19 protein-coding genes are annotated in these 18816 nt (G+C 60.4%); 14 read left to right on the plus strand and 5 right to left on the minus strand.

The window, feature by feature from the left end:
- Positions 1–23: 23 nt before the first annotated feature.
- Both clpS and clpA read left to right on the plus strand, forming a co-directional pair.
- Complete coding sequence (clpS, locus tag AC245Y_RS09430) at positions 24–374, plus strand: ATP-dependent Clp protease adapter ClpS (RefSeq protein ID WP_017988219.1); 351 nt, start codon at positions 24–26, stop codon at positions 372–374.
- A gap of 10 nt (positions 375–384) precedes the next feature.
- A complete protein-coding gene (gene clpA / locus AC245Y_RS09435) occupies positions 385–2877 on the plus strand; it encodes an ATP-dependent Clp protease ATP-binding subunit ClpA (protein ID WP_017993976.1) in 2493 nt (830 codons plus the stop codon).
- Positions 2878–2949: 72 nt separating this feature from the next.
- Here the strand turns inward: clpA and AC245Y_RS09440 are convergent, their stop codons facing one another.
- From AC245Y_RS09440 to AC245Y_RS09460, 5 genes are all read right to left on the minus strand, one after another.
- A complete protein-coding gene (locus AC245Y_RS09440) occupies positions 2950–3240 on the minus strand; it encodes a Dabb family protein (protein ID WP_017993977.1) in 291 nt (96 codons plus the stop codon).
- Between the two features lie 57 nt (positions 3241–3297).
- Positions 3298–3729: an HIT family protein gene (locus AC245Y_RS09445; RefSeq protein ID WP_012757308.1), complete on the minus strand. Its 432-nt coding sequence runs from the start codon at positions 3727–3729 to the stop codon at positions 3298–3300.
- Positions 3730–3783: 54 nt separating this feature from the next.
- Entirely contained in the window at positions 3784–4974 is a 1191-nt protein-coding gene (locus AC245Y_RS09450) for a GNAT family N-acetyltransferase (RefSeq protein ID WP_017993979.1), read from the minus strand.
- Between the two features lie 179 nt (positions 4975–5153).
- Entirely contained in the window at positions 5154–5873 is a 720-nt protein-coding gene (locus AC245Y_RS09455; RefSeq protein ID WP_017993980.1) for a glycerophosphodiester phosphodiesterase, read from the minus strand.
- Positions 5870–6340, minus strand: coding sequence for a RidA family protein (locus AC245Y_RS09460; RefSeq protein WP_012757311.1), 471 nt, complete (start codon positions 6338–6340; stop codon positions 5870–5872). Before AC245Y_RS09460 ends, AC245Y_RS09455 begins: the two co-directional genes overlap by 4 nt.
- A gap of 136 nt (positions 6341–6476) precedes the next feature.
- Between AC245Y_RS09460 and AC245Y_RS09465 the strand changes: the two genes are divergently transcribed.
- The 12 genes from AC245Y_RS09465 (at position 6477) to lpxA (ending at position 18813) form a co-directional block, all read left to right on the plus strand.
- Entirely contained in the window at positions 6477–7313 is an 837-nt protein-coding gene (locus AC245Y_RS09465) for a cell envelope integrity EipB family protein (protein ID WP_012757312.1), read from the plus strand.
- A 324-nt stretch (positions 7314–7637) separates the two neighbouring features.
- Positions 7638–8405 (plus strand): 30S ribosomal protein S2, encoded by a 768-nt coding sequence (gene rpsB, locus AC245Y_RS09470; protein ID WP_003539287.1) that lies wholly within the window; start codon positions 7638–7640, stop codon positions 8403–8405.
- 241 nt (positions 8406–8646) lie between these two features.
- Positions 8647–9573, plus strand: a complete 927-nt coding sequence (tsf, locus tag AC245Y_RS09475; RefSeq protein ID WP_012757313.1) for a translation elongation factor Ts — start codon at positions 8647–8649, stop codon at positions 9571–9573.
- Between the two features lie 96 nt (positions 9574–9669).
- Positions 9670–10392: a UMP kinase gene (gene pyrH, locus AC245Y_RS09480; protein WP_003539289.1), complete on the plus strand. Its 723-nt coding sequence runs from the start codon at positions 9670–9672 to the stop codon at positions 10390–10392.
- A 164-nt stretch (positions 10393–10556) separates the two neighbouring features.
- On the plus strand, positions 10557–11117 hold the full coding sequence (gene frr / locus AC245Y_RS09485; protein WP_011651816.1) for a ribosome recycling factor: 561 nt from the start codon (positions 10557–10559) through the stop codon (positions 11115–11117).
- A 37-nt stretch (positions 11118–11154) separates the two neighbouring features.
- Positions 11155–11898, plus strand: a complete 744-nt coding sequence (locus tag AC245Y_RS09490) for an isoprenyl transferase (RefSeq protein ID WP_012757314.1) — start codon at positions 11155–11157, stop codon at positions 11896–11898.
- Positions 11898–12728 carry a phosphatidate cytidylyltransferase gene (locus tag AC245Y_RS09495; RefSeq protein ID WP_017993981.1) on the plus strand — a complete coding sequence of 277 codons (831 nt, stop codon included), beginning with the start codon at positions 11898–11900 and terminating at the stop codon, positions 12726–12728. The genes AC245Y_RS09490 and AC245Y_RS09495 overlap by 1 nt, the downstream gene beginning before the upstream one ends.
- Before the next feature lie 28 nt (positions 12729–12756).
- Complete coding sequence (gene rseP, locus AC245Y_RS09500) at positions 12757–13890, plus strand: RIP metalloprotease RseP (RefSeq protein WP_017993982.1); 1134 nt, start codon at positions 12757–12759, stop codon at positions 13888–13890.
- A 199-nt stretch (positions 13891–14089) separates the two neighbouring features.
- Positions 14090–16423 (plus strand): outer membrane protein assembly factor BamA, encoded by a 2334-nt coding sequence (bamA, locus tag AC245Y_RS09505; RefSeq protein ID WP_032996633.1) that lies wholly within the window; start codon positions 14090–14092, stop codon positions 16421–16423.
- Between the two features lie 50 nt (positions 16424–16473).
- The gene (gene lpxD, locus AC245Y_RS09510; protein ID WP_017993983.1) at positions 16474–17538 is read left to right on the plus strand and encodes a UDP-3-O-(3-hydroxymyristoyl)glucosamine N-acyltransferase; all 1065 of its coding nucleotides are present in this window, start codon (positions 16474–16476) and stop codon (positions 17536–17538) included.
- Positions 17531–17998: a 3-hydroxyacyl-ACP dehydratase FabZ gene (gene fabZ / locus AC245Y_RS09515; protein ID WP_003539296.1), complete on the plus strand. Its 468-nt coding sequence runs from the start codon at positions 17531–17533 to the stop codon at positions 17996–17998. The genes lpxD and fabZ overlap by 8 nt, the downstream gene beginning before the upstream one ends.
- Entirely contained in the window at positions 17995–18813 is an 819-nt protein-coding gene (gene lpxA / locus AC245Y_RS09520) for an acyl-ACP--UDP-N-acetylglucosamine O-acyltransferase (RefSeq protein ID WP_003559078.1), read from the plus strand. The genes fabZ and lpxA overlap by 4 nt, the downstream gene beginning before the upstream one ends.
- The last annotated feature ends 3 nt before the right edge of the window (positions 18814–18816 follow it).

Raw genomic sequence — 18816 nt, forward strand, 5'->3', positions numbered from 1 at the left:
GATTGCTTGAGGAATGAATGACAATGATCGCAAAGCCGATCCGGATGCAGAACGACAGCGAAAGGAACGGGGACAACGCAAATCGAACCTCGGTCATCACGCGCACCAAGCCGAAGACCAAGAAGCCCAATCTTTATCGTGTGCTGCTTTTGAATGACGACTACACTCCCATGGAATTCGTCATTCATATTCTGGAGCGTTTTTTTCAGAAGGATCGTGAAAGTGCCACCCGCATCATGCTCCATGTCCATAACCACGGCGTCGGCGAATGCGGAATATTTACATACGAGGTAGCGGAAACGAAGGTCAGCCAGGTGATGGACTTCGCCCGGCAGCACCAGCATCCGCTGCAATGCGTCATGGAAAAGAAGTGAGGATCTGAACGTGCCAACATTTTCGCCTAGTTTAGAGAAGGCGCTCCATCAGGCACTGACCTTTGCCAACGAGCGGCACCACGAATATGCGACGCTCGAGCATCTGCTGCTCGCCCTGATCGACGATGCCGATGCGGCCGCGGTCATGGGTGCCTGCAATGTCGATCTCGACGCGCTGCGCAAGACGCTCGTCGAATATGTCGACAACGAACTTTCCAACCTGATCACCGGTTATGACGAGGATTCGAAGCCGACCTCCGGCTTCCAGCGCGTCATCCAGCGTGCCGTCATCCACGTGCAATCGTCCGGCCGCGAAGAGGTGACCGGCGCCAACGTGCTCGTCGCGATCTTCGCCGAGCGCGAAAGCCACGCCGCTTATTTCCTGCAGGAGCAGGAGATGACCCGCTACGATGCCGTCAACTACATCTCTCACGGCATCGGCAAGCGGCCGGGCGCTTCGGATGTGCGTCCCCCGCGCGGTGCTGAGGACGAAGCCGAAAGCAGCAAGCCGACGGCGCGCGGCGGCGAGGAAGAAGGCGGCCCGAAGAAGCAGCAGGATGCGCTCAAGGCCTATTGCGTCAATCTCAACGAGAAGGCCAAGGGCGGCAAGATCGATCCGCTGATCGGCCGTCACGCCGAGGTCAGCCGCACAATCCAGATCCTGTGCCGCCGTTCGAAGAACAATCCGCTCTATGTCGGTGATCCCGGCGTCGGCAAGACGGCGATCGCCGAAGGCCTTGCTAAGCGCATCGTCGAAGGCAAGGTTCCGGAAGCACTCGCCGATGCGACGATCTTCTCGCTCGACATGGGCACGCTCTTGGCCGGCACGCGCTACCGTGGCGACTTCGAAGAGCGGCTGAAGCAGGTCGTTAAGGAACTGGAAGAATATCCGGGCGCCGTGCTCTTCATCGACGAGATCCACACGGTGATCGGCGCCGGCGCCACTTCGGGCGGCGCGATGGATGCATCGAACCTCCTGAAGCCGGCCCTGTCATCGGGCGCGATTCGCTGCATCGGTTCGACCACCTATAAGGAATACCGCCAGTTCTTCGAGAAAGACCGGGCGCTGGTCCGTCGTTTCCAGAAGATCGACGTCAGCGAGCCGTCGATCGAAGATGCGATCGAGATCATGAAGGGCTTGAAGCCCTATTTCGAAGAGTATCACCACCTGCGTTATTCGAACGACGCCATCAAGTCGGCCGTCGAATTGTCGGCCCGCTACATCTCCGACCGCAAACTGCCCGACAAGGCGATCGACGTGATCGACGAAACCGGTGCGGCGCAGATGCTGCTGCCGCCGTCCAAGCGCCGCAAGCTGATCACCGAAAAGGAGATCGAGGCAACGGTCGCGACGATGGCGCGCATTCCGCCGAAGACCGTCTCCAAGGACGATGAAGCCGTGCTTGCCAATCTCGAGAAGGAACTGCGCTCGGTCGTCTACGGCCAGGATATCGCCATCGAAGCGCTTTCGACCTCGATCAAGCTGGCGCGCGCCGGTCTTCGTGAGCCGAACAAGCCGATCGGCGCCTATGTCTTCTCCGGTCCGACCGGCGTCGGCAAGACCGAGGTGGCAAAGCAGCTGGCATCGTCGCTCGGCGTCGAACTTCTGCGCTTCGACATGTCGGAATATATGGAGCGGCACACGGTTTCGCGTCTGCTCGGCGCGCCTCCCGGCTATGTCGGCTTCGACCAGGGCGGCCTTCTCACCGATGGCGTCGATCAGCACCCGCATTGCGTGGTTCTGCTCGACGAAATCGAGAAGGCGCATCCCGACATCTACAATATCCTGCTGCAGGTCATGGACCACGGCACGCTGACCGACCACAACGGCAAGAAGATCGACTTCCGCAACGTCATCCTGATCATGACGACCAATGCGGGTGCATCCGAAATGGCCAAGGCGGCGATCGGCTTCGGCTCGTCCAAGCGCACCGGCGAGGACGAGGAGGCGCTCACCCGCCTGTTCACGCCGGAATTCCGCAACCGTCTCGACGCGATCATTCCTTTCGCGGCGTTGCCGACGGCCGTCATCCACAAGGTCGTGCAGAAGTTCATCATGCAGCTGGAGGCCCAGCTTTCCGAAAGGAACGTCACCTTCGACCTGCACGAGGATGCAATCGCCTGGCTGGCGGAAAAGGGTTACGACGAGAAGATGGGCGCCCGCCCGCTTGCTCGCGTCATTCAGGATACGATCAAGAAGCCGCTCGCCAACGAAATCCTCTTCGGCAAGCTGAAGAAGGGCGGCGTCGTCAACGTCACTGTCGGCCCGAAGGAAGACGGCAAGCCCGGCATCGTGCTCGAAGCCATTTCGGAAACGGCGCCGATCAAGCCGAAGCCCGAAGCCGAGGTCGTGCATCCCGAAGGCGATGATGGGGATGACGGCGAGCTGAAGACGAAGGCGGCCCGCAAGACCCGCGCCAAAGCAGTGCCGCAGGCCGAGCCTGAGGTTCGCGACGCCCCGAAGAAGGGAAGCGCGGTTCCGAAGGTTCCACGCAAGAAGTAAGATACCGTCACCGAATTGGAAAAGGCCGCGTCACTGCGGCCTTTTTCGTTTTCGGATCTGCATGCGCCCTTTCTAGAGCCTGGTGTAGTCGATCTCGAGAAAATCGGCGACCTCGGGCACCCAGCGGTCGCGCACGAAGGCGACATGCAGGGGATGGAGGTTGTACGTGTCGTAGCCAGCCTGATCGTCGAATTCCATCGAAAAGCCGAAGGCAAAAGCATTCTTTGGACTCGTCTGCCGAAGCTGCTCGAAATTCCGCACGCTCGGGATCTTGGCAAGCACCAGCGCGTCGGCGAGGAACGACGTTTCTTCAGCCGAGCCGGCTTCGTGCTTCAGGCGGAATGCGACAGTATGGCGGATCATGATTTTGTTCCAAATGATTGTCCGGATTGAATTCTCTGAAATCGACGGGTGTTGACCCTACGCCAGTGCGGCCCTGATCTTTTCGGCATTGGCGGCGAGCACGGCACCGTCCTCCATCTTGCCGGAATGCGGCTTCAGCGCCGCGCCCTCATGCCGCGGGATGACGTGGAAATGCAGATGGAACACCGTTTGCCCGGCGGCCGGCTCGTTGAACTGGGCGATGAACACGCCATCGGCTTCGAAGACGTCCTTCACCGCATTGGCGATCTTCTGGACGACAGTAATTGCGTGGGTGAGGGTGGCTGGATCGGCATCGAGGAGATTGCGGGACGGCGCCTTGGGAAGGACGAGCACATGGCCCGGCGCCTGCGGCATCACATCCATGAAGGCGACGGTATGCTCGTCCTCGTAAACCCGGTGCGAGGGGATTTCGCCGCGGAGGATCTTGGCGAATATGTTGTTGTCGTCATAGGCGGCCGGGCTGGTCATCACGAAGTCTCCTCAGTTCATGGTTGATCGGGTAACGCGGCCGGTGCGGCGGCGTCAATCCTCCTGCAGGCGCTCGCCCTTGCGGAAAGGACTGTGTTCGGTCAGCAGTTCGCTCATCTGTTCGACATCGGCGCGCTCTCGCGCGAGATAGTCGCCGATCGCCCGGCGAAGGCCGGCATGCGCGACATAATGGGCGGAATGCGTCGTCACCGGCAGGTAACCGCGGGCAAGCTTGTGTTCGCCCTGCGCGCCAGCCTCGACCCGTTTCAACCCTTTCGAAAGGGCGAAGTCGATCGCCTGGTGATAGCAGACCTCGAAATGCAGGAAGGGATGATCCTCGATGCAGCCCCAGTGACGGCCGTAGAGCGTGTCGCCACCGATGAAGTTGATCGCGCCGGCGACATAGCGCCCGTCGCGCTTGGCCATGACGAGCAGGATGTCGTCGGCCATGCGTTCGCCGATCAACGAATAGAACTTACGGGTGAGGTAGGGCCGGCCCCACTTGCGCCCGCCGGTATCCGTGTAAAACTTGAAGAACTGGTCCCAGATACGTTCCGTCAGGTCGCGGCCGGTCAGCCAGTCGATGCTGATACCGTTTTCGAGTGCGGCGCGGCGCTCCTTGCGCAACGCCTTGCGTTTGCGCGAGGCGAGCGTTTCGAGAAACTCCTCGTGATTGGCATAGCCGTCGTTGATGAAATGGAACTGCTGGTCGGTGCGGTGCAGATAGCCGTCCATCTCGAAGACGCCGATCTCTTCGTCCGGCACGAAGGTGATATGGGCCGAAGAGATGCCGAGCCGGCGCACCACCTCCTTCAGGCCTTCGGCGATCGCGCCCTGGATCGGCAGCCGCTGCAGCCCCTCGGCGACAAGAAGACGCGGGCCTGTCGCCGGGGTGAACGGGATCGAGCACTGAAGTTTGGGGTAATAACGCCCGCCGGCCCGCTCGAAGGCGTCGGCCCAGCCATGGTCGAAGACATATTCGCCCTGGCTGTGGTTCTTGAGATAGCCGGGCAGGGCGCCGATTAACTCGCCGCGCCCGGTCTCAAGCAGCAGATGGTGGCCGAGCCATCCGGTCTCGGCGTCGGCCGAGCCGGATTCCTCCAGCGACGATAAAAAGGCGTGCGAAACGAAAGGGTTGTAGGCAATCGTATCACAGGTTTTCGACGCCCCGGAAAGCTTGGACCAGCTCTCCGGGGAAATCGCGGTGAAGGAGCGTTCTACGCGAATGGATAATTCATCAGTCATGGGACAAATGCGAAACCTGTGGGAGGGTAGTCTCGGCTCTGCCTTACAGCGCTGCGAGTCTTTCAGACGCGCAAAGGACGCTGTAACACTTTGAGCTCCTGCATAATTTTATCCTGAAATCGATCCGACTTAAGGAATTATGCAGTAGTCTGCGCATGATCTTGGCCAAAAAGCGAGCGTCAAGCAGCCACACGCGGATCGAAGCCTTCGAAGGTCATCTGGTCTGCGTTTGCAAATGTAAGCCGGCGCGCCTCTTCGTCACGCACCGTCCAGGTGATGACAGGAATGCCCTTTTCGCGTTCGCTGGTGATAAAGGGGTTCGGCAGGTCGCCATAGTGATAAGAGATGAAATCGAGACCGATCTCCATCGCCTTCGCATGTGTCTTGAACGCCTCCGGCGTGTTGCCGTCGGCCGTCAGCCCGAGCGGGTAGGGTGAGCCAAGCGCCCTCAGATCGCGCAGCAGCCAGTGGTCAAAACTCATCAGCGCCACCTTGCCCTCATAGCCTTCGAGCACCTCGAGAACAGCTTCGGCGAAACCTTCGTCGTCGGCCTCGCGCCCCTTGAGCTCCAGCACCAGCGGCACCTTGCCCTCGACGAGGTCGAGGAGTTGGCGCAACGTCGGCACCTTGTCGCTGGTGCCGCCAACGGCGATCAGTCCGAGTTCCCGAGAGGTGCGCTCGCGGATGTCGCCGTGGAGGTTGCACAGGCGCTGCAGATCCTCGTCGTGAAATATGACCGGCACGCCGTCGGAGGCGTAATGCAGGTCGCATTCGATCGCAAAGCCCGCTTCGACGGCGCGCGAGAAAGCCGAAAGCGTGTTTTCCCAGACCTGCGTGTTGAGGTCGTGATAGCCGCGATGGGCAACCGGCAGGTCCCTGATCCAGCCAACATTGGTCATTCTGCGATTTCCATGATAGCGTCTATCTCGACGGCGGCATTCAGCGGCAGGGCCGCCATGCCAACGGCGGCACGCGCATGTTTGCCGGCTTCGCCAAGCACGCCGGCAATCAGGTTCGAAGCGCCGTTGATGACGAGATGCTGCTCGACGAAGTCGGGCGCCGAGGCGACGAAGCCGTTCAGCTTGATGACGCGCCGGATACGGCCGAGTTCGCCGCCAAGTGCCGCCTTCGCCTGGGCAAGGATGTTGATGGCGCAGAGTTCGGCGCCGCGCTGGCCCGTTGCTACGTCGACGGTCTTGCCGAGATGGCCCGAGACAGTGACCTTGCCGCCTTCGAGCGGCAGCTGACCGGAGATGTAGAGAAGATTGCCGCTGATGACATAGGGAACGTAATTTGCAGCAGGTGCTGCAGCTTCGGGCAGGGTTATCCCCATCTCAATCAGGCGCGCTGCAATTTCATCGGACATTTTCGTCTCCGCTTTTGTTGTCAATTCTTCAAAAATTATGCATCAAGACTAGAATCTTTAATATGACAGTTTCGAGCCTCGATTTGGCCGAAAGCGTTCTTATAACATCGCGACCGAGTCCAACAGGAGTTAATGAATGTTCCGATCGAGTCTTGTCGCTCTGCTTTTCGCCAGCGTTTCCGCCAATGCATGGGCGGCTGCGCCCGCGGTTAGCGCTGCGATCGCGACCGGCCTCGTCGCCCATCGCGCGGTCTACGATCTGGAACTGAAGGACGCTTCGGACCGCTCCGGCATCGCCGCCATGTACGGTCGCATGGTCTATGAATTCGACGGCAGCTATTGCCAGGGCTTCACCACCAACTTCCGCTTCGTGACGCAGATCGACACCGGCGACAGCGTGCGTGTCAGCGACCAGCAGACGAAGACCTTCGAGAACCTGAAGGACGGCAAGTTCACCTTCGACACCAAATCCTTCACCGACGAGCAGCTCGATAAAGAGGTCAACGGTGCGGCTCAGGACCAGCCTGATGGTGTCAAGGTAGATCTCAAGCAGCCGGCGAGCCGCGAGCTGCAGCTTTTAGAAAGCCGCTTTCCCACGGAACATATGCTCGATGTGATCCAGCACGCCAAGGACGGCAAGCGCTTCTTCGAGGCGCGCGTCTTCGACGGTTCCGATGACGGTGACAAATCGCTGGCGACGACTACGATCGTCGGCAAGCAGGAGACACCGATCGCCGAGGAAGCCGATGCCGGCAATGCCGGCGCCTTCTCCAAGACGGCCTTCTGGCCGGTGACGATCGCCTATTTCAACGAGAGTGCGAAATCGGATGCTTTGCCGGTCTACCGCATGTCCTTCAAGCTCTATGAGAACGGCATCACCCGCGACCTGACGATGGATTACGGCGATTTCGTCCTGACCGGCAAGCTCGCCAAGCTGGAGTTGCTCGACCGCAAGGCCGAGGTTTGCAAGTAGGCCTCGTTGCCTTCCGCAGCCCCTGAGACTGATATTCATCCTGTCGATGTTGCTGCCGACGCTGGCAGGCTGAGTGCGGCATTCCAAGGGCAGGCAGTCGCCTTTGTCTCTTTTATTGAGATCCACGCGCCGTGGCCGGTGCGTGAGCCAGGTTTTTTCGGCATAAGCCTTGCTTTTGCGCCAAATCGAATGTATGGGCACCCGCATTCCACACGTAAGGCATGGGATCGTCCGGGAGAAATCCGGACTGTTCCGCCCGGTGGCATTCTCGAAGAGGATGCTGTTCGCCTTGCGGAGGTTCAACCGGAAAAGGAGTAACAAGGCATGGCATTGCCTGATTTTTCTATGCGTCAGCTTCTTGAAGCAGGCGTCCACTTCGGCCACCAGACGCATCGCTGGAACCCGAAGATGAAGCCGTACATCTTCGGCGATCGCAACAACATTCACATCATCGATCTGGCCCAGACCGTTCCGATGCTGTCGCGCGCCCTTCAGGTCGTCAGCGACACCGTTGCCCGCGGCGGCCGTGTTCTCTTCGTCGGCACCAAGCGCCAGGCGTCTGAGATCATTGCCGACAGCGCCAAGCGCTCGGCCCAGTACTACGTCAACTCGCGCTGGCTCGGCGGCATGATGACGAACTGGAAGACCATCTCCAACTCGATCCAGCGTCTGCGCAAGCTCGACGAGATCCTGAACGGCGAAGCCCAGGGCTTCACCAAGAAGGAACGCCTGAACCTCGAGCGCGAACGTGAGAAGCTGGACAAGGCTCTTGGCGGTATCCGCGATATGGGAGGCACGCCCGACCTGATGTTCATCATCGACACCAACAAGGAAAAGATCGCGATCGACGAAGCCAAGCGCCTCGGCATCCCGGTTGTCGCCATCATCGATTCGAACTGCGATCCGGACCTGATCGACTATCCGATCCCGGGTAACGACGACGCATCGCGCGCCATCGCTCTTTATTGCGAGCTGATCTCCCGCGCCGCCATCGACGGCATCGCGCGTCAGCAGGGCTCTTCCGGCCGCGATCTCGGCGCATCCTCCGAAGTTCCGGTCGAGCCGGCTCTTGAGGAAGCAGCCGAAGGCTGATGAAAGCGGGCGGATCGAAAAGGTCCGCCAATGCTTACAGAGACTGGGAAAGGCCGCTCGCGACTCATCGAAGTTCGGCGGCCTTGCCTGTTTCAAGGGGAGGGCGTCAGGCTCTCCGCCCGATAAGTTTCGTTATGACGCGTCTTCATCACGCTGTCATACATACAGGTACATTTCGTGCCTCAATCCGGTGCCGAGCCGCGCGTTGCGGCCCACCGTATGAACCGACAAGAGGAAGCTAATGAGCGAGATTACGGCTGCAATGGTGAAGGAACTGCGCGAAAAGACCGGCGCAGGCATGATGGACTGCAAGAAGGCTCTTGCTGAAACCGGTGGCGACATGGAAGCGGCGATCGACTGGCTGCGCGCCAAGGGCATCGCCAAGGCCGACAAGAAGTCCGGCCGCACCGCTGCCGAAGGCCTCATCGGCGTTGCGAGCCAGGGCACCAAGGCCGTCGTCGTCGAAGTCAATTCCGAGACCGACTTCGTCGCCCGTAACGATGCCTTCCAGGAACTCGTCCGCGGCATCGCCAAGGTCGCCGCCTCGACCGACGGAACCGTCGATGCCGTTGCCGCTGCGACCTACCCGGCATCCGGCAAGTCCGTGTCCGACACGATCAAGGATGCGATCGCAACGATCGGCGAGAACATGAACCTGCGCCGTTCGGTCGCTCTCTCGGTCGAAGACGGCGTCGTCGCCACCTATATCCACAATGCTGTTTCCGACGGCCTCGGCAAACTCGGCGTTCTCGTCGCGCTGAAGTCGACCGGTGACAAGGATGCCCTGAACGCCATCGGCCGTCAGGTCGCCATGCACATCGCCGCCACCGCGCCGCTGGCAATCCGCCCGGAAGAAGTCGATGCCGCTGTCGCCGAGCGCGAGCGCAACGTCTTCATCGAGCAGTCGCGCGCTTCCGGCAAGCCGGACAATATCATCGAGAAGATGGTCGACGGCCGCATGCGCAAGTTCTTCGAGGAAGTCGCCCTTCTCTCGCAGGCTTTCGTCATCAATCCGGATCTGACGGTCGCTGCCGCCATCAAGGAAGCTGAAAAGGCCGTCGGCGCGCCGATCGAAGTCGCAGGCATGGCCCGTCTTCTGCTCGGCGAAGGCGTCGAGAAGGAAGAGACCGACTTCGCGGCCGAAGTCGCGGCTGCCGTCAAGGGTTGATCTTCCAGCCATAATTGGGAAAACACGAAGGGCATCGCGTGACAACGCGGTGCCCTTCGTGTATCGGGCATTCACGGCAATTTACGAGGAGCCAAGATGTCTTTAGAGCCTGTCTATAAACGCGTTCTACTCAAGGCCTCCGGCGAAGCGCTCATGGGTGGCCAGGGTTTCGGGATCGATGTGACGGTGGCGGACCGCATCGCATCAGACATCGCCGAGGCACGGCATATGGGCGTGGAAGTCGGCGTCGTCGTCGGTGGCGGCAATATCTTCCGCGGTGTCGCGGTAGCGTCCAAGGGCGGCGACCGGGTCACCGGCGACCATATGGGCATGCTCGGCACCATCATCAATGCGCTGGCGCTGGCGACCTCGCTGCGCAAGTTGAATATCGATACGGTGGTGCTTTCGGCCATCTCCATGCCCGAGATCTGCGAGAGCTTTTCGCAGCGCGCGACCCTTTATCATCTGTCGATGGGACGCGTGGTGATTTTTGCCGGCGGCACCGGCAACCCCTTCTTCACCACCGATTCCGCCGCAGCACTTCGCGCCGCCGAAATGGGTGCGGAAGCGATCTTTAAGGGCACGCAGGTCGACGGCATCTACACCGCCGACCCGAAGAAATATCCTGATGCGACCCGCCTCGACCGGCTGACGCACCAGGAAGTGCTGGACAGGGGGCTGGCGGTGATGGACGTTGCCGCCGTGGCGCTGGCCAGAGAAAATTCCATTCCGATCATCGTCTTCTCGATCCACGAGAAGGGTGGTTTTGCTGAAATCTTGACGGGCGGTGGCCTCAAGACCATCGTCTCCGACAACTGATAAAGCTGCGCCGCGGTTTCGGCGCAGCCCTCGCTAGAACATGATGATTTTAGGCCCGTTTGGCCTGAAAGCTGAATCATGTTCTACATTAAATAGTAAGAGCATGATGTCGCCCGAAAACCGCTGACACTTTTCGGCATCATGCTCTGGACGGGAGCATCGACATGAGTGAAGGTATCGACATCAAGGAACTGAAGCGCCGCATGGACGGCGCGATTTCCGTATTCAAGGGCGACATCGCATCGCTGCGCACCGGCCGTGCTTCGGCCAACATTCTCGACCCGGTCACGGTCGAGGCCTATGGTTCGCGCATGCCGCTGAACCAGGTCGCCAACATCACCGTGCCTGAGCCGCGCATGCTGTCGGTTTCCGTCTGGGACAAGTCGATGGTCAGCGCCGTCGAGCGCGGCATCCGCGAATCCAATCTCGGCCTCAACCCGATCATCGACGGCCAGAACCTGCGCATTCCGCTGCCGGAGCTGAACGAGGAGCGCCGCAAGTCGCTCGTCAAGGTGGCGCACGACTATGCCGAAAAGAGCAAAGTGGCGATTCGCCATGTCCGCCGCGACGGCATGGACGGCCTTAAGAAAGCCGAAAAGGACGGCGTAATCGGCCAGGACGAGAGCCGGGCGCAGTCGGAACGTGTACAGAAGATGACGGACGAGACGATTTCCGAAATCGACCGCTTGCTTGGCGAGAAGGAAAAGGAAATCATGCAGGTCTAGTGGATCTGTGCCTTTGCCTGGAAAGACCGGACGGGAAATGTCGGAATCTGTATTTGTGACTGTGCCAGAGCATGTTGCCATCATCATGGACGGCAATGGCCGTTGGGCCAAGCAACGTGGCCTGCCGCGCACGATGGGCCATCGCAAGGGCGTCGAGGCGGTGCGTGAGACAGTCCGCGCCGCTGGTGCGGCCGGCATAAAATATCTGACCCTCTTTGCCTTCTCCTCGGAGAACTGGCGCCGGCCCGAAGCAGAGGTCTCCGATCTGCTCGGCCTGCTCAAGGCTTTTATCCGGCGCGACCTCGCCGAGCTTCATCGCCAGAACGTGCGGATCAAGGTGATTGGCGACCGCGACAGCCTGCGCAGCGACATTCTGGGCCTCTTGCTGGAGGCGGAGGAGACGACCAAGGACAACACGTCGCTGACGCTCGTCATCGCCTTCAACTATGGCTCGCGCGACGAGATCGCCCGCGCCGTCGTCAGCCTCGCCCGGGATGTCGAGGCCGGCCGCCTGAGAGCGCAAGATATTACGCCGGCGCTGATCAACGCCCGTCTCGATACGGCCGGCATCCCCGATCCGGATCTCATCATCCGCACCAGCGGCGAGGAGCGGCTTTCCAACTTCCTCCTCTGGCAGGCCGCCTATTCGGAATTCATCTTCCTTCCGGAATATTGGCCGGATTTCAGCCCCGAGATCTTCCGCTCGGCGCTCGATACATTCGCCTCTCGTGACCGGCGCTTCGGCGGCCTGTCGTCGCAGGCGGCCGCGGTCGGCACCTGATGCAGCAGGAACTGAAGCTCCGCATCGTTTCAGGACTGATTCTTGCGGCCATCGTTCTTGCCGCCACCTGGTATGGTGGCCTTGCCTTCCGTATCCTGGCGGTCGTGATCGGCCTGCTGATCTATTATGAATGGTCGAAAATGACAGGCATCGCGCGGGATTGGATCGCCAATGCCGTCGGCTGGATCGGCGAGGCGGCGATTGCCTTTCTCGTGCTTGTCGGCAATTTCGAATTCGCCGCCGGCATGCTGGCCGGCGTCACCGCCGTCGGCATCGCCCTGATCATCCTGCAGGGCACGAGCCGCTGGTTGCCAGTGGGCCTGTTTTATGCCGGCGCCACCGGCCTGTCGCTTGCCGCGATCAGAAGCGATGACGGGCTTGGCCTTTACGCAATGCTCTTCGTCTTTGCTGTCGTCTGGGCAACCGATATCCTTGCCTATTTCGTCGGCAGGGCGCTCGGCGGGCCAAAGCTTGCCCCTTCGATCTCGCCCGGAAAGACCTGGTCGGGTGCAATCGGCGGCGCCGTTTCGGCGGTCGTAGCCGGCGTCGTTCTCGTCCATTTTCTCCTTCCGGGCGCTGAAATCATCGCCGCCGGCGTGGCATTGGTTCTCTCGGTTTGCAGCCAGTCGGGCGATCTTTTCGAATCGTTCATCAAGCGAAAATTCGGCGTCAAGGATTCGAGCCGTCTCATTCCGGGTCATGGCGGCGTCATGGACCGTGTCGACGGACTGATTTTCGCCTGTTTTTCGGCGTTCTTGCTTGCTGGGCTTTTTTCCCTGATAAAGGGGGCCGGAATGACGTCGCTTGGTGCGGCATTGTTCGGACTCTGACAACGCGGCAGTCTGACGGAAGGGACTCATGGAAACGATGAGCGGCATATACGCATTTCTGATGGGGAACATCGTTACCTTCATCCTCGTGCTGTCACTGCTCGTCTTTGTGCATGAGATGGGCCATTACCTCGTCGGGCGCTGGAGCGGCATTCGCATCCTTGCCTTTTCCGTCGGCTTCGGTCCGGAGATCTTCGGCTTCACCGACCGCCACGGGACACGCTGGAAGATTGCGGTAATCCCGCTTGGCGGCTACGTCCGGTTCTTCGGCGATGAGGATGCCTCGAGCAAGCCCGACACCGACAAGATCGCCGCCATGTCCGAGGAGGACAGGGCGCGCTCCTTTGCCGGCGCCAAGCTGTGGAAACGCGCTGCAACCGTCGCGGCTGGCCCGATCGCCAATTTTCTGCTGGCGATCGCCATCTTCACCATTCTTTTCTCGGTCTATGGCCGCACGATCGCCGATCCCGTCGTTGCCGAGGTCAAGCCAGACGGCGCAGCCGCTGCCGCCGGCATCCTTCCAGGCGATCTGCTGGTCGCCATCGACGGCGGCAAGGTCGAGACCTTCGACGACGTGCGCCGCTATGTCGGCATCCGCCCGAGCCAGAAGATCGTCGTGACGATCGAGCGCGCCGGCCAGAAGCTCGATGTGCCGATGGTGCCGCAGCGCGTAGACCAGACCGACCAGTTCGGCAACAAGGTCGAGCTCGGCCAGATCGGCATCGTCACCAGCCGGGAGGCCGGCAACTTCCGTCTGAAGACCTACACGCCGCTGGAGTCGTTGCGCGAGGCTGTGATTGAGACCCGCGACATTGTCACCGGCACTTTCAAATATATCGGCAACATCTTCAGCGGAACGATGCGCGCCGATCAATTGGGCGGGCCGATCCGCGTGGCGCAAGCTTCGGGCCAGATGGCGTCGCTTGGAATAGGCGCAGTGTTGCAGCTTGCGGCGGTGCTTTCCGTTTCGATAGGATTGCTTAACCTGATGCCGGTTCCGGTACTTGATGGCGGCCACCTGATGTTCTATGCGGTGGAAGCGGTGAGGGGGAAACCGCTCGGCTCTTCGGCCCAGGAAATTGCATTTCGCATCGGCCTGGCGATGATACTGACATTGATGGTTTTCACGACCTGGAACGACATTGGCTCGTTAAGAGGGTAAACGAGCAAGGCGAGGCTAATTACTATTTATTTACGATGTTTCAAGGCTGTAGTGGCGAATGGGTCACGCTTGCAAATGAAGTAAACAGAAATTAACGACCTGCCTTGCTTGTATGTCAAAAGCGGGTAAAACGACACACGTGACCGGAATCGGGGTTTCCTGAAGCCGGGGACGAGGGAAACAAAAGGTAATGGGTGAAATGAAGGCTGGTTCAAAGTTTTTGAACGCAGTATCGGCGGTTGCGCTGTCTGCTAGTGTTGTTGCTTCGGGCGCAGGTGCTTTGACGTTCGTTTCCGCTACGGCCGCTGAGGCCGCGGTTATCCAGCGCATCGATGTGCGCGGCGCAAGCCGTGTCGGCGCGGAAGCCGTTCGGTCGAACCTCACCATCGCTCCCGGAAAGAGTTTTTCGAACAGCGATATCGATGCCTCGGTCAAGCAGCTCTACGGCACGGGTTACTTCTCCGACGTCAAGATCTCGGTTTCCGGAAGCACGCTGGTTGTCAACGTTCAGGAAGCCCAGCTGGTCAATCAGGTCGTCTTCAACGGCAACCGCAAGATCAAGGACGACAAGCTCGCGACGATCGTCCAGACCCACGCTGCCGGTCCCTACAGCGACACCCAGATTCAGGCCGACATTCAGTCGATCAAGGAAGCTTACGCTGCCACCGGCCGCAGCGAGGTCGAAGTCACGACGCAGGTGGTGCCGCTCGGCGAAGGCCGTGTCAACCTCGCCTTCGTCATCAACGAGGGCGACCGCACCAAGATCGATTCGATCAACTTCGTCGGTAATAATGCTTACAGCGCCGGCCGCCTGGCTGCCGTCATCGCCACCAAGCGTTCGAACTTCCTGTCGTTCCTGACCCGCAAGGACGTCTACAACGAAGACAAGCTCCACGCCGACGAAGAAGCGCTGCGCCAGTTCTACTACAATCGCGGCTACGCCGACATGCGCATCGTCTCTTCCGATGCCACCTTCGACGACGCGACCAACAAATACACGCTCACCTTCAACATCGAGGAAGGCCAGCGCTACGACTTCGGACCGGTGACCGTCCAGTCGACCGTCGAAGGCGTCGGCTCAGAGCAGCTGCAGCCGCTGGTGCGCACCCGCGAAGGTCAGGTCTACAACGCCAAGGAAGTCCAGAAGTCGATCGAGGCGATCTCCGATCAGGTGGCGTCAGCCGGTTATCCCTTTGCGCGCGTCACGCCGCGCGGTAACCGCGACCTCAACAACAACACGATCGGTGTCGAATATCTGGTCGACCAGGGCGAGCGCGCCTATGTCGAGCGCATCGAGATCCGCGGCAACAGCCGCACGCGCGACTACGTCATTCGCCGCGAATTCGACATGAGCGAAGGCGATGCCTTCAATCAGCAGATGATCACCAAGGCCAAGCGTCGCCTCGAGGCGCTGGGATACTTCTCTTCCGTCAATATCTCCACCCAGCCGGGCAGTTCGCCCGACCGTGTCGTGGTGGTCGTCGACGTGCAGGATCAGTCGACCGGTTCGTTCGGTGTCGGCGCGGGTTATGCCGCCGGCGGCGACGGCTTGCTGCTCGAAGCATCGATCGAGGAAAAGAACTTCCTCGGTCGTGGTCAGTACATCCGCATCTCGGCCGGTGGCGGCCAGGAAGGCTCGCGCGCCTACGGCGTCAGCTTCACTGAACCCTATTTCCTCGGCTACCGTCTGGCGGCAGGCTTCGACGTCAACCGCAGCGAAACGTCGAGCAACGACGACTACGATTACGAGGAAACCAGCGTCGTCCTGCGTGTGACTGCGCCGATCACCGAAGATCTGGCGACGACCTTCCGTTATAACTACAAGCAGATGAAGTATGACGGCGATACCTCTGATCTTTCGGCGACCTACGCCAATCTGGTCGACGAGAGCCCGTGGACACGCTCTTCCGTCTCGCAGACGCTGACCTACAACACGCTTGACGACACCGTCCTGCCGCGTGAAGGCATCTATGCGACGGCGACGCACGAACTTGCCGGCCTCGGCGGCGACTCGCAGTTCTACAAGATCTACGGCAAGGCCCGTTATTACCACCTGCTCGCTGACGATGCCGATATCATCGGCTCGGTCTCCGCTTCGGCTGGTTATGTCGTTCCCTTGGGCGACCATCTGAACGTCTTCGACCAGTTCACGCTGACCAACGGCGATATTCGCGGCTTCGAGAACAAGGGTATCGGCCCGCGCATCCGCGGGGATCACGATGACCCGCTCGGTGGCACGACCTATTTCACGGCGTCTGCAGAAGCCACCTTCCCGATGCCGGGCTTCCCGCGTGACTTCAACCTGCGCGGCGCAGTCTTTGCCGATGCCGGTACGCTGTTCGGCAATGACGTCGAGCTTCTTGGGTCAGACCAGGCCGACGGTACCAGCGCTTCGCTGCGCGCCTCCGTCGGTGTCGGCGTCGTCTGGCAGTCTCCCTTCGGTGCATTGCGTCTGGATTACGCGATCCCGGTTCTCAAGGAAGACTTCGACAAGACGCAGAACTTCAAGTTTGGCATCAACAACCAATTCTGATATCGGCAGTCCGGAACTGTAAGACTCAATTCCGTTCTGGAGCATTGCCGATGGAGCAAAACGTTTTTTTTCTGCCCCATAAAGGTCTGAAGCTCGCTGAGCTGGCAGAGTTTCTTGGGGCGGAACTCGCCAATTCCGACCATGCCGATGTTGTCGTCAGGTCCGTTGCCCCCATCAGCCGGGCTCGGGCGGGAGACGTCTGCTATATCCTGTCGCGTCGTAACCGCGATGAACTGGCGACATGCGAGGCCTCGGCAGTGATCTGCGATAAGGCGCTCGCCGATCTCGTACCCCCCCATATCCCGGTCATCCTGTCGTCCAATCCACATGCGGCTTTCGCGATGGCGGGCGGCCTGTTTTATCCCGCGGCATTGCGCCCGGTCGTCTTTTCCGGTGAAAGCGAGATCGCGCCAAGCGCGGTGATCGATCCGAGCGCCAAGCTTGAAAAGGGCGTGATCGTCGAGCCGATGGCCGTCATCGGAGCGCATGCCGAGATCGGCGAAGGGACGCGCATCGGCGCCCAAAGCATCATCGGTCCGAATGTCAAGATTGGCCGGGATTGTTCGATTGCGGCCGGCGCCAGCATTCTCTGCGCGCTGCTCGGCAATGGCGTCATCATCCACAACGGCGCCCGCATCGGCCAGGATGGTTTCGGTTATGCGCCGGGCCCGCGCGGCATGATCAAGATCGTCCAGATCGGCCGAGTGATCATCCAGGATAATGTCGAGATCGGCGCCAACACCTCGATCGACCGTGGCACCATGGACGATACGGTCATCGGCGAAGGCACCAAGATCGACAACCAGGTACAGATCGGCCACAACGTTCAGATCGGCCGCCATTGCGCGATCGTTGCGCATGTCGGCATCGCCGGCAGCGCGAAGATCGGCAATGGCGTTCAGATCGGCGGCCAGGTCGGTATCAAGGGGCATGTGACGATCGGTGACGGCGTGCAGATCGCCGCCCAAAGCGGTATCATGACCGATCTTGCCGCCGGCGGACAATATGGTGGTACACCTGGGCGCCCGCTGAATGACTATCTGAGAGATGTCGCGCAACAGATGTCAAGGACGAAGCTGCGCGGGACGAAACCTGGAGGCAAGCAAAATGACTGAGGAAGCCACGACAACGCTTTCTTCGGCTGACATCATCGAGATCATGAAACTGCTGCCGCATCGCTACCCGTTTCTCATGGTCGACAAGATCATCGAGATTGACGGCGACAACACGGCGATCGGCATCAAGAACGTCACGGTGAACGAACCGCATTTCACCGGTCATTTTCCGGAATCTCCGATCATGCCCGGCGTTCTCCTGATCGAGGGCATGGCCCAGACCGCGGGTGCGATCTGTGCCAAGAAGGATGGCCAGCCAGGCAACCTCGTCTATTTCATGACCATCGAGAATGCGCGCTTCCGCAAGCCCGTCGTACCCGGCGATCGTGTTGAATTCCATGTCAGGAAGCACAAGCAGCGCGGCAATATCTGGAAATTCCATTGCGACGCCAAGGTCGACGGCGCACTTGTCGCCGAAGCCGATATCGGCGCGATGATCGTTCGTAAGGATCAGGCATGAGCACTATCGCCGAAAGCGCTCGCATTCATCCGATGGCTGTCGTCGAAGACGGCGCGACCATCGGTGAGGGCGTCAAGATCGGTCCCTTCTGCCATGTCGGGTCGCACGTCGTCCTGCATGCGAATGTCGAGCTTTTGTCGCATGCGGTCGTGACCGGCCGCACCGTGGTCGGCAAGGGCACACGCATCTTCCCGATGGCGGTCGTTGGCGGCGATCCGCAGAGCGTGCATCACGGCGGCGAGGAGACGACGCTGACGGTCGGCGCCAACTGCACGATCCGCGAGGGCGTGACGATGAATACGGGCACGGCCGATTTCGGCGGCCAGACGATCGTCGGCGACAATAACCTCTTCCTTGCCAATTCGCATGTCGCGCATGACTGCCGGGTGGGCAACCATGTGATCATGTCGAACAACGTCATGCTCGCCGGCCATGTCGTCATCGAAGATCGCGTCATCCTGGGCGGCGGCTCGGCCGTTCACCAGTTTACCCGCGTCGGCCGTCAGGCCTTCGTCGGGGGGCTCTCGGCAGTGAGTTACGACGTCATTCCGTACGGCATGCTGAACGGCAATCCCGGGCTGCTGAGCGGCCTCAACGTCGTCGGCATGACGCGCGCCGGCGTGGACCGCGCCGTCATTCACAGGGTGCGGCGCGCCTACAAGTCGATCTTCGAAGGACCGGGCTCCGTCCGCGAAAACGCCGCCGCCATCCGCGAAGAATATGCTGATTGCGAGCAGGCGGTCCACATCCTCGACTTCATCGCCGCCGACAGCGACCGCGCCTTGTCCTCGCCAACTCGGGGGCAGAAGGGCTAGTCC

The organism is Rhizobium sp. SRDI943 (genome assembly GCF_057653695.1).

Excerpts from the sequence above, each read along its gene's own strand:
- clpS (WP_017988219.1), top strand. The coding sequence starts at position 24 with ATGATCGCAAAGCCGATCCGGATGCAGAACGACAGCGAAAGGAACGGG.
- AC245Y_RS09440 (WP_017993977.1), bottom strand. The coding sequence starts at position 3,240 with ATGATCCGCCATACTGTCGCATTCCGCCTGAAGCACGAAGCCGGCTCG.
- AC245Y_RS09445 (WP_012757308.1), bottom strand. The coding sequence starts at position 3,729 with ATGACCAGCCCGGCCGCCTATGACGACAACAACATATTCGCCAAGATC.
- AC245Y_RS09450 (WP_017993979.1), bottom strand. The coding sequence starts at position 4,974 with ATGACTGATGAATTATCCATTCGCGTAGAACGCTCCTTCACCGCGATT.
- AC245Y_RS09455 (WP_017993980.1), bottom strand. The coding sequence starts at position 5,873 with ATGACCAATGTTGGCTGGATCAGGGACCTGCCGGTTGCCCATCGCGGC.
- AC245Y_RS09460 (WP_012757311.1), bottom strand. The coding sequence starts at position 6,340 with ATGTCCGATGAAATTGCAGCGCGCCTGATTGAGATGGGGATAACCCTG.
- AC245Y_RS09465 (WP_012757312.1), top strand. The coding sequence starts at position 6,477 with ATGTTCCGATCGAGTCTTGTCGCTCTGCTTTTCGCCAGCGTTTCCGCC.
- rpsB (WP_003539287.1), top strand. The coding sequence starts at position 7,638 with ATGGCATTGCCTGATTTTTCTATGCGTCAGCTTCTTGAAGCAGGCGTC.
- tsf (WP_012757313.1), top strand. The coding sequence starts at position 8,647 with ATGAGCGAGATTACGGCTGCAATGGTGAAGGAACTGCGCGAAAAGACC.
- pyrH (WP_003539289.1), top strand. The coding sequence starts at position 9,670 with ATGTCTTTAGAGCCTGTCTATAAACGCGTTCTACTCAAGGCCTCCGGC.
- frr (WP_011651816.1), top strand. The coding sequence starts at position 10,557 with ATGAGTGAAGGTATCGACATCAAGGAACTGAAGCGCCGCATGGACGGC.
- AC245Y_RS09490 (WP_012757314.1), top strand. The coding sequence starts at position 11,155 with ATGTCGGAATCTGTATTTGTGACTGTGCCAGAGCATGTTGCCATCATC.
- AC245Y_RS09495 (WP_017993981.1), top strand. The coding sequence starts at position 11,898 with ATGCAGCAGGAACTGAAGCTCCGCATCGTTTCAGGACTGATTCTTGCG.
- rseP (WP_017993982.1), top strand. The coding sequence starts at position 12,757 with ATGGAAACGATGAGCGGCATATACGCATTTCTGATGGGGAACATCGTT.
- bamA (WP_032996633.1), top strand. The coding sequence starts at position 14,090 with ATGAAGGCTGGTTCAAAGTTTTTGAACGCAGTATCGGCGGTTGCGCTG.
- lpxD (WP_017993983.1), top strand. The coding sequence starts at position 16,474 with ATGGAGCAAAACGTTTTTTTTCTGCCCCATAAAGGTCTGAAGCTCGCT.
- fabZ (WP_003539296.1), top strand. The coding sequence starts at position 17,531 with ATGACTGAGGAAGCCACGACAACGCTTTCTTCGGCTGACATCATCGAG.
- lpxA (WP_003559078.1), top strand. The coding sequence starts at position 17,995 with ATGAGCACTATCGCCGAAAGCGCTCGCATTCATCCGATGGCTGTCGTC.